Source organism: Streptomyces sp., assembly GCF_036566765.1.
In the GTDB taxonomy this organism is placed as follows: Bacteria; Actinomycetota; Actinomycetes; order Streptomycetales; family Streptomycetaceae; genus Streptomyces.
This window is the reverse complement of record NZ_DATCVQ010000497.1, coordinates 1-8,578: the sequence shown is the minus strand read 5'-3', so window position 1 is coordinate 8,578 and position 8,578 is coordinate 1. Positions and strand designations below refer to the sequence as shown.

General features: G+C 70.6%; 10 protein-coding genes and 1 pseudogene. All 11 read right to left on the bottom strand.

The window, feature by feature from the left end:
- Positions 1-99 precede the first annotated feature (99 nt).
- Positions 100-516, bottom strand: coding sequence for a hypothetical protein (locus tag VIU94_RS28930; RefSeq protein ID WP_331915670.1), 417 nt, complete (start codon positions 514-516; stop codon positions 100-102).
- 16 nt (positions 517-532) lie between these two features.
- On the bottom strand, positions 533-1,042 hold the full coding sequence (locus VIU94_RS28925; protein WP_331915668.1) for a hypothetical protein: 510 nt from the start codon (positions 1,040-1,042) through the stop codon (positions 533-535).
- A 13-nt stretch (positions 1,043-1,055) separates the two neighbouring features.
- Complete coding sequence (locus tag VIU94_RS28920) at positions 1,056-1,643, bottom strand: hypothetical protein (RefSeq protein WP_331915666.1); 588 nt, start codon at positions 1,641-1,643, stop codon at positions 1,056-1,058.
- Positions 1,640-1,864 carry a hypothetical protein gene (locus VIU94_RS28915; protein WP_331915664.1) on the bottom strand — a complete coding sequence of 75 codons (225 nt, stop codon included), beginning with the start codon at positions 1,862-1,864 and terminating at the stop codon, positions 1,640-1,642. Before VIU94_RS28915 ends, VIU94_RS28920 begins: the two co-directional genes overlap by 4 nt.
- Before the next feature lie 14 nt (positions 1,865-1,878).
- Positions 1,879-2,883 carry a major capsid protein gene (locus VIU94_RS28910; protein WP_331915662.1) on the bottom strand — a complete coding sequence of 335 codons (1,005 nt, stop codon included), beginning with the start codon at positions 2,881-2,883 and terminating at the stop codon, positions 1,879-1,881.
- A gap of 17 nt (positions 2,884-2,900) precedes the next feature.
- Positions 2,901-3,635, bottom strand: coding sequence for a hypothetical protein (locus tag VIU94_RS28905; RefSeq protein WP_331915660.1), 735 nt, complete (start codon positions 3,633-3,635; stop codon positions 2,901-2,903).
- 47 nt (positions 3,636-3,682) lie between these two features.
- Positions 3,683-4,807 carry a phage minor capsid protein gene (locus VIU94_RS28900; RefSeq protein ID WP_331915658.1) on the bottom strand — a complete coding sequence of 375 codons (1,125 nt, stop codon included), beginning with the start codon at positions 4,805-4,807 and terminating at the stop codon, positions 3,683-3,685.
- A complete protein-coding gene (locus tag VIU94_RS28895; RefSeq protein ID WP_331915656.1) occupies positions 4,807-6,345 on the bottom strand; it encodes a phage capsid protein in 1,539 nt (512 codons plus the stop codon). Before VIU94_RS28895 ends, VIU94_RS28900 begins: the two co-directional genes overlap by 1 nt.
- Positions 6,332-7,627 carry a PBSX family phage terminase large subunit gene (locus VIU94_RS28890; protein ID WP_331915654.1) on the bottom strand — a complete coding sequence of 432 codons (1,296 nt, stop codon included), beginning with the start codon at positions 7,625-7,627 and terminating at the stop codon, positions 6,332-6,334. The genes VIU94_RS28895 and VIU94_RS28890 overlap by 14 nt, the downstream gene beginning before the upstream one ends.
- Complete coding sequence (locus tag VIU94_RS28885) at positions 7,617-8,183, bottom strand: helix-turn-helix domain-containing protein (RefSeq protein ID WP_331915652.1); 567 nt, start codon at positions 8,181-8,183, stop codon at positions 7,617-7,619. Before VIU94_RS28885 ends, VIU94_RS28890 begins: the two co-directional genes overlap by 11 nt.
- Before the next feature lie 184 nt (positions 8,184-8,367).
- Positions 8,368-8,578 (bottom strand): annotated as a pseudogene (locus VIU94_RS28880) (DUF4352 domain-containing protein); the annotation flags it as partial.

Here is an 8,578-nt window from a genome sequence, read left to right as displayed (position 1 = left end):
CGCTCGCCGCGGGGCCGTACAGCGGCCCGTAGGCGCTGCTGCCGGTGTACGGCTCCACGGTGACCTGGTGGCCCAGCATGTAGGAGGGCAGTTCGGTCCTCACGTGACCACCAGCCCGACGTACAGCACGTCCGGGGTCAGATCCGGGCTGCGGAGTGCATCCCAGACCGCCGGGGCGATCTGCCGGCCCGGCGCCGCGTCCCCAGACGTCGCGGTGACGGACCGGGACAGCGTGGCTGAGCCGATCGTCACGGTGCCCCAGCCGGCGGCGGCGGCGCCGGTGACGTCGCCGACGTCGACACCCCACTCGACCTGCGCGCAGCACGCGTCAGCGAACGCGGCCAGGACCAGGGCGTTGGTGGGCATGCCGTCCTCGTCGACCTCGTACCCGCACAGCCGGAACACCTGCGAGTCCAGGAACTTCGACGCCCGGCCGAGCCGGACCGCGATATCCGCCGGCGGGATGTCGCCCGTGTACGCCTGGTACTGGGCGGAGGTCGCATAGACCCTGGCCACAGCGACCACCACCCTTCTACGCGGACGCGCCAACGATGACGATGTCGTACGTGACGCCCGTGCCGGCCCCGGAGTTGGCGACCTTCAGCAGGTCACCAGTGCCCGCGGTCACAGCCATGCACGTCGCGTCGGCCGCACCGGACATGACGCCGACCGTGGCACCCGGCCGCAGGGTCAGCGTGCCGGTGGCGTTGAGCAGCGTGGCCCACGCGTTGCTGGCCGCAGCCCCGACGACGACGTTGTTGGCGTTCGCGGCGGAGGCGCTGATGAACAGGCCCTTGATCCGCACGAACGTGAGCGCCGCGCCGAACGCGTCGGTGAGCACGCCGGCGAGGTCGAGATCCTCCGTCGCGGACGCCGCGAGCGTGCGCGTGTCCGTGAACCTGAGGTCGGCCTTCCCCGCGCCCGTCCCGGTGTCCAGGTGCACGCCGCGCGTCCACGTGAGCGAGTCGGACGGGACGGAAAGGTCCGCGGCCTTCGTCAGCAGCCCCGAGACGGAGACGCCGAAATCACTGGTCAGAGCCATGTGACACCGCCTCTCAGGTGGCCACGACGTACGGAACGAACGTCTTCGCCGCCGGCGTCGCGATCGTGGCCGGAGCCGTCGTGGTGAGCGACGAACCGGACGACTGGGACAGGTTCCGCTCGCCCGTGACGATCGCGGGGGCCGCACATGCCCCGAGCAGGGTCGGCGGCGTGGTCGCAGTGACCATGATCGCGGCCCAGTAGATGCCGGTCGTGGTGATGGTCTGCGCGGTGGCCAGGGCCTTCGTCATGGTCGTGTTCGCCGCCCATGCGGTGGTGGTCTGGTCGGCGGTCTGGGCGAGCAGCGCCGGGGTGGCCGCGTTGGAGTACAGCGCGAACCACCAGGCGGTCGGTGTTCCGGCGGCGGTCGCCCCGGAGCGGAACGACAGGTTGGTGACGACGTCTCCGGCCTGGAGGTAGATCGGCACGGAGGTCATCACGCCGGTGGCAAGGGCGACCTGCCCCGTGTCGCTGGCCGAGTCGTACAGGCCGATCCGCGGCAGGTTGCGGCGGTGGAAGGCGTCCGGAGAGGCGGGGTCGGAGAGGTTGACGTGCGCGAGCGCGTCGCGCACGTTGCGGGTGTAGGCACCGAGCTGCGTCACGACGCGGCTCCCTTCGATGCGGTCTTGCTACGGGCGGGGGGCTCGGGCTCCGGCGCGATCTCCTCCACGCCGTAGCCCTGAGAGCGGAAGTACGCCAGCGCGCGGGCGTGCGGGTGCTCGGCGTCCTCGGGGACGTCGACCTCGGCGGTGCCGTCGGTGAAGTTCACGCCGGCCGAGACGCCGGTGTACCCGGCCGCAGGCGTGGTGATGCGGTACTGCATGCTGTTCACCCTCCTCAGACCACGTCGATGCCGCGGAGCACACCGGCGGCCTTGGTGTTCTTGACGACGAGCGCGGCCGGGCCCATCTCGATCTCACCGGTCTTGACAGCGCCCGCCACGGTGAAGTCGGGCAGCCAGGTCTGCACGAGCGGCTGACCGGCCGGGGTCGCGGCGTGGACGGAGTCGAGGCCGAACGTCACCGCGTACAGGTCCGTGGAGCTGGACGAGACGGGGATGATCGGGGAAGCGCCGTCGGCCCGGTCGCCGAGGTCGACGAGGACCCAGTCGCCGTACCGCATGATCTTCCGGCCGAGGTCGTCCTTCTCCTCGGTGAACATCGCGGCCCAGCGGGCGAGCGCCTTGAACCGGGTGATGGACTTGGTGTTGCCGAGGATGGCCTTCGTGCCGGGCGGCAGTGCGCCCGGAGCGCCCTGGTCGCCGCCGCCGGTGTGGGACGGGACGATCGAGGACAGCCACTCGTCGACCTCGTCGAGACGGGCCATGGCCAGGGCCTGGGTGACGACGGTGGCCGCGGTCCAGTCGGCGACGACGGCGGTCTTCTCGGTGGAGGAGCCGACGAGCAGCTTCGACAGGCCGTCGAACCCGTTCGCGTCCACGGCGGTGTCCCCGAGGATCAGCTCCTGCTGGAAGCGGGTCCGGATGCTGGTGAGGAGCTGCTGCATCTGGAAGGTGACTTCGTTGGTCGCGGCCTGGCCGAGGTTCGACAGGACACGGTCGACGGAGAACGAACCACCCATGGGCTTGAGGTCGACGCTGTACCGCTGGCGGGTCGCCTGGCCGGGCGTGTACTCGCTGTTGATGGCACGGAACGCGGCCGGCGCGGCGGAGACGAGGCGGGTGTAGCCGTAGGTGAGGCTGCCGCCGGCGGTGCCGGGGGTGACCGTGTCGTCGAAGACGACCTGGTCGAGCAGCCACGAGTAGCGGCGCAGGTTGTCGATGACGGCGTAGTCCACGTCCGCCTGGGTGTTCACCTGCGCCTGCGCGAGGGTGATGGGCATGGGGTGCTCCTAGGTGGTCAGCCGCCGAACTTGGCGGCGATGGCTTGTCCGAGGGAGGTGGGACGGCTGGTGGAGGCTCCAGGCCCGCCGTTGAAGTCGCCCCCGCCCCGCCGCGGCGCCTGGCCCGTGCGGAGCTGCTGGTTGTTCTCGACGGCGGTCTTGATGGCGTCGTCGAGCTTGGTGGTGAAGTCGTCGGCGGCCGGGTCCAGCCCGGTCACCGAGGTGAGGAAGTTGCGGGAGTCGAGGAGGGCCCCGGGGTCCGCGCCGTGCTTGGCGGCGGCCTTGTACGCGGCCAGTTCGATGGCCTGCGTGCGGGCGGTGGTCTCCAGTTCGGTGATGCGGCTGGCCTTCTCGCCGATGGTGCGAGTCAGCTCGGCGGGGTCCGGCGGGGTGTCGTCCTGGACCAGGCCGAGGGCCTTGCCGATGGTCTGCGCCATCTCCAGGCGGGCCTGTTCAGCGGCGTTGGCCTTGGCGGTGGTGCGGGCCTTGCCGGCCTCCTGCCGCGCGGCTGCGAGGTCGCGCTCCAGGCGGGCGATGGTTGCCGTGTGGTCGGTGTCCGTCTGTCCGGACTGGTCTGCGGACTGTCCGGACTGCTGTCCGCCCTGGTCACCGGCGGGCGGAGTGGCGGTGCCCGGATCGGATCCGGATGCGCCGGCGTCCCCTCCGTCGGCGTAGCAGACGAAAGGGCTGGCGTAGGGGTGCGCCCATCCGGTGCCGTCAAGGCGGGGGCGGGCAAGGGTGTGCTTGTTCATCGTGCCCTCCTGGGGCGCGTTGGGCCCGCTCCTGGCGGGCGCTGGGGTCATCGGGCGGAGCCGATCTGCTCGCGCGCTGGGTCTCGGCGCAGCGCGGGGTGCGCTGCGATGTGGGCGCGCTGGGCGGCCTGCCACTTCCGGACGAAGACCCCGGCGCGGTGCCGGGCCTGCTCGTCCAGGGCGACCGCGGCGCGCCGCTTCCACTGGCGGGTGTGCCGTTCGATGGCGCGCTGGCGCTGCGTGTCCTCGTACGACGTGTCCGGGGTCGGGTGGTGCGGGGGCCGCGTCGTCACCCCGGGCAGGTACCCGCCGAGGCTGTGGCGGCAGTTCGGGTGGAACAGGCCGACCGCGCGGGCCTCGATGAGGGATCCGGCGACGTGGACGGCGACCGTCGTACGGCCGTGGTCACGTTCGTTCGGCAGCCGCACGGTGTGCGGGCCGGACTGCGGGCCGAGGGTGAGTACCTCGCCCTCCCACGGACGACAGAGCGGGCATTCCAGGGGTGCGTCGGAGACGATGACGAGGCCGACGCGGACTTCGGCGAGGGCGTCGATGTGGCCCTCGATTGCCGCGCGGGCCGTCACGCTGCGAACCGCCATCTCGGCGTAGGAAGCAAGCTCCCACGACCGGCCGGCGGAGTCGACGAACCCGGTGACCCCGCGGGCGGCGAACTCGTCGAGGGCTCGCTGACTGCTCTGTCTGCGCGTGAGGCCGCCCAGGAGCGTCGAGGCGGAGGCCCTGCTCACGATCGAGCGGTAGACGTCCAGGACGGCCCGGGTGATGCGGACGTACAGCGGGCGGGTGTCCTGCGCGTACGACGCTGCGAGCCGGTCAACAGCCGGGGCGCCGGGGAGGACGCGGCGGGCCTGGAGCTCGCGGCCGATGTCCAGCGCGCCCAGCTCGGCCACAGCGGCTTGCCGGCCGCGCCCGTACGCCTCTGCGAGCGCGCGGGCCACGGCCCCGTTGGCGTCCTGCTGAAGCGCGGTGGTGACCTCTTCGACGGCCTGCCGGAGGTCGCCGATCGAGCGGAGCTTGATCTCTGCCCACAGGGGGCTGTCGATTCCCTGGAGGAGCGCTGCGCGCAGCTTGTCGAGGATCGCGACCTCGGCGTCCTCGTACAGCTTCGCGACCGCGGCGGCCAGGTCTTCGGCCATGGTGGGGGAGACGGGCATCAGTCCGCCTCCCCACCGCCGAACCCGGGCGCGCCGGGGCCTTCAGCGCCGGTCATCGTCGGATCGGCGACGAGCGCGCCGGTCTCCTTGAGGATCCGCTCGGACTCTTCCCGGACTGCCGTGTCGTCCCAGTCCGGGTTCAGGATCCGCACGCGGGTCTCCGCGCTTGCGGCCTGTGCCCGCATCAGGAGTTCGAGGGTCTCGGCGGTCGTCTTGGGGTCCTCGGACACCGAGTCGCCGAACTCGATCTTGGGCCGCTCCACCGTGGCCGTGGAGAACCCAAGGTGCCGATCGAGCTGGAGCAGCGTCTCGGCGAACGCGGAGAGCTGCGGCAAGTAGTAGCCGGCCTTCTGGTCGCGGAGGATCATCGACTTCCGCTCGCGGGCCACGACTTCTGTCGCAGTCACCGCGGTGGAGTCACCCAGCCCGAACGACTGCGCCGAGTAGCCGGCCGCCTGCACCGCCTGCCGGGTGAGGGCGTTCCACGTCGCCTCGTGCTCGGCAACGCGGATGGCGAACTGGTTGAGGGTGAGGCCCTCACCGGACGTCGGGGAGGCGTTGATCCCGGTCCAGACTTCGCGGTCGTCGTCGAACGAGGCACCCTTGCCGACGCCTTCGCTCTGGAGCATTCCGTTGGGGGCGATGATCCGGGATTTCGCGAGGCGGATGTCCCGCATCCAGGATGTGTAGGTCTCGTCCAGGGACATGAAGTGGTCGCGGATGCCGTCGGACTGCCAGTCGGAACGGCCGAGCATCGACCCGCGGAACTTCCGGTTGGGCCGGATGTTCGGGATGTATACACAGGTCAGGCCCTTGACGCCGGTAGTGATGGTGTCGCCGGGCCCGTCGGGGTCGAGGGAGCCTGCGATGTCCGCAGTGGCCTCGTCCTCGGTCAGTGGAACCTTCTGGCCGAGGTTGTCGAGGGTGCCCTCGTACAGGCCATGGAGCACTACCCCGGGTTCGTGCCGCTCCAGGTGCCGCAGCACGCTGCTGCCGTTGCGCCGGACCTCGCGCCACAGGGTGATCGCCGTCATGATGCCGAACTGCCACTCCGGGACGATGCCGTCGGCGTGCACGGTGGTGGGCAGGGGGCGCTGCGCCAGATCCTTGTTCCATGTCGCGCGCAGGCACACCCCACCGAGCGCGGACGACACCTCCGCCGACTCGCGCAGGATGTTGTTCAGCCCGTTCTCGTCTGAGATCGCTGCGAACCGGTCCTGCGTCTCTTTGCTCTTGAACCGGAACAGCGGCGGCTCGGAGAACAGCAGCGAGGCCGAGGTGGCGGCGATGTCCTCGGCGAGCGGGACGTGCAGTCGGCCGTCGCGCCTGCCGATGGGGCGGGGGCGCTCCCAGAACCGCCAGCCGCGGCCTCGTTCGTCGCGAAGGTCGCCGGTGCCGGTCTCGTAGCCCTCGCGGGCGTAGACCTTGCGGAGCTTGGTCTTGTCGCCGGAGTACCAGGCGTCGTCGATGGCCATGTCGGCGAGCTGCGGCGCAAGGTGCGGCGGCGGCCAGGGCTCGTTGTTCTCAGGCAGCGGCACCGGTCGCCTCCTTGTAGTCGATGAGGCCGCGCCATTCGTGCGCGGTGGAGTGCAGGGCGTACCGCAGGGCGTCCGCGGAGTGGTCGTCGACCTTCAGCGGCTTGTCCTCGCCCCGCTCGGCGGCCTTCTCGTCCCAGGCGTATCCGGGGAGCTCACTGAGCAGGCCGGTGCACGAGCGGTGGATGCGCAGCAGCCCAGTGCCGAGGGCGACGCCGACGGACCGGATGCCGTCGAGGACGTCGTTCACGGCCGGGGCGATGTTCGGGACCTGCTCGGTCCACAGCTGGGTCATGAATGACGCCGCCGACGGGTCCACGAAGATCCAGTTCGGTCGGACGCCGCGCGCCGCACCCTTCTCGCCGGGCCGGCGGACGTTGGCGAGCCACTGGCGGACATCGGCGGAGTACTGGGCATCGGTGAGCTGCCTGGCGTGGGACGCGCTCTCGTACCGGTATTCGCTGACGACATAGAGGTGATCGTCTTCGCCGAGGCCGACCAGGACGGCGGAGAAGGGGTTGACGGTGCCGTAGTCGATGCCCACCGCGGTCCACCGCTTGATGTACGGCATGAGGTCGACGACGTGCCGGGACGCGTCGAACATGTCGTACACCGCGCCGGATGCGAGGCACCACTCGCCGAGGATGAATCGGCGGTACCACAGGCCGGTGTACTGGGCTTTGAGCCGGCGGACGAACCCGGCGTCCAAGCTTGGGTTGTCGTCGAGGGTGAAGTGCCAGTTCGTCAGTCCGACCTCGGCCGAGCGGAGGATGAACTCCTTGCGCAGCCAGTGGAACGGGCCGTCCGGGTTCGTGGTGGCCAGGAGGCGGGACTCGCTGCCGACGCGGAGGCGGGACAGCAGCATCATCCAGAAGGCGTGGGGAACGAGCGTGGCCTCGTCGACGTAGGCGAGCGCGATCGTGGAGCCGCGGATCCGGCCCTCCGCGCGGGCGTCGGACGCGCCGACGAGGTGCACGGTGCGGCCGAGGATGACCGCCGTGGTCGAGCCGGTCGTGTGGTGCACGTGCTTGGCCAGCGGGCCGAACAGGTGCGTCGACTGGAGCGGGTCGATAATGTTCCGCTCGATCGTCTGGAGTGTGCGCCCCACGATCACGACGAGCCCGTGATCGGGGGCGAGAGTGAGGCGGATGAGGAAAGCGATGAGGCTGGCGATCGTCTTCCCGGACGACACGGCCCCGGACCACAGGGCGAGCGGCGCCCGCTGCGCCTCGACGATGCTCGCTACCTGCCGAGGCGACAGGGGGAGGGCCAGATCACGAAGCATCACCGTCCCCCTCGTCGTCGGCGTCCTGCTCGGCGCGGGCTGTCTGCTCCCGGTAGACGTGCTCCAGCCCGAGGAGGAGGTTCCCGACGAGCGAGCCGGCTGCTGCTGCGCCCCCGTCGTCCTTCGGCGGGACGAGCTTGAGGGACTTCTCCAGGGCGACGCCGGCCGCGGTCATCAGGTTCTTCTTCTCGACCGCGGGCGGCTCGTCGACGGCCTGTTCGGCGTAGATGTTGTCCCGGCCGCCGAAGTTGTAGACGACGGTGGGCTCCCACATCTGCTGGGTGAGCTTCATGGCGTCGATGTGGAGGTCGAGGGCGGTCTCGGCGCGCAGGGCCGCGAGTTGGGCGATGCGGGCGCGGGTGGCGTCCTCGGTCATGGTGGTGTCGAAGGTGAGACCGAGCTCGGCGGCGATGACGGACACGGTGCGCTGCGCCCGCCCAGTGAGGCGGGCAATCTCGTTGCGGCCGTGGCCTTCGGCGTGGAGCCGGCGAATCGTCTCGCGTTCCTCGTCGGTGACCGGGGTGTTGTAGTGGTCGATCCGGTACTGGTTCGTCACCGCGCTCACCTCCGGGCGTGGCGAAGGCCCCGACCGGGGGACTTGGTCGGGGCCTTCAGGTTCTGGTGTTTCCGGGCATGCCGGATCTGCCGACGACTGTAGACGAGACGGGTCGTCTCTGCAACGTGGGTGCGAGAAGGGCCCCAGCGCGGAGGGGTGCGCCAGGGCCCAGGTCGGCAGGACGTCAGGAGACGTTGCCGCGCACCGGCTCACCGAACAGGCCGGGCGTGTACGTCACGTACGCCGGGGTGAACGCGCCCTTCCCGGTGATGACGCCGGTGATGTTCTCGCCGGGCAGCAGGTCGACGGTGTCGATCTGGTTCTCGTCCACGCCGAGTTCGGCAGTGTGCTTGCTGCCGTTGGTGTCGGTGATCGTGAGGTACAGCGGGTTGATG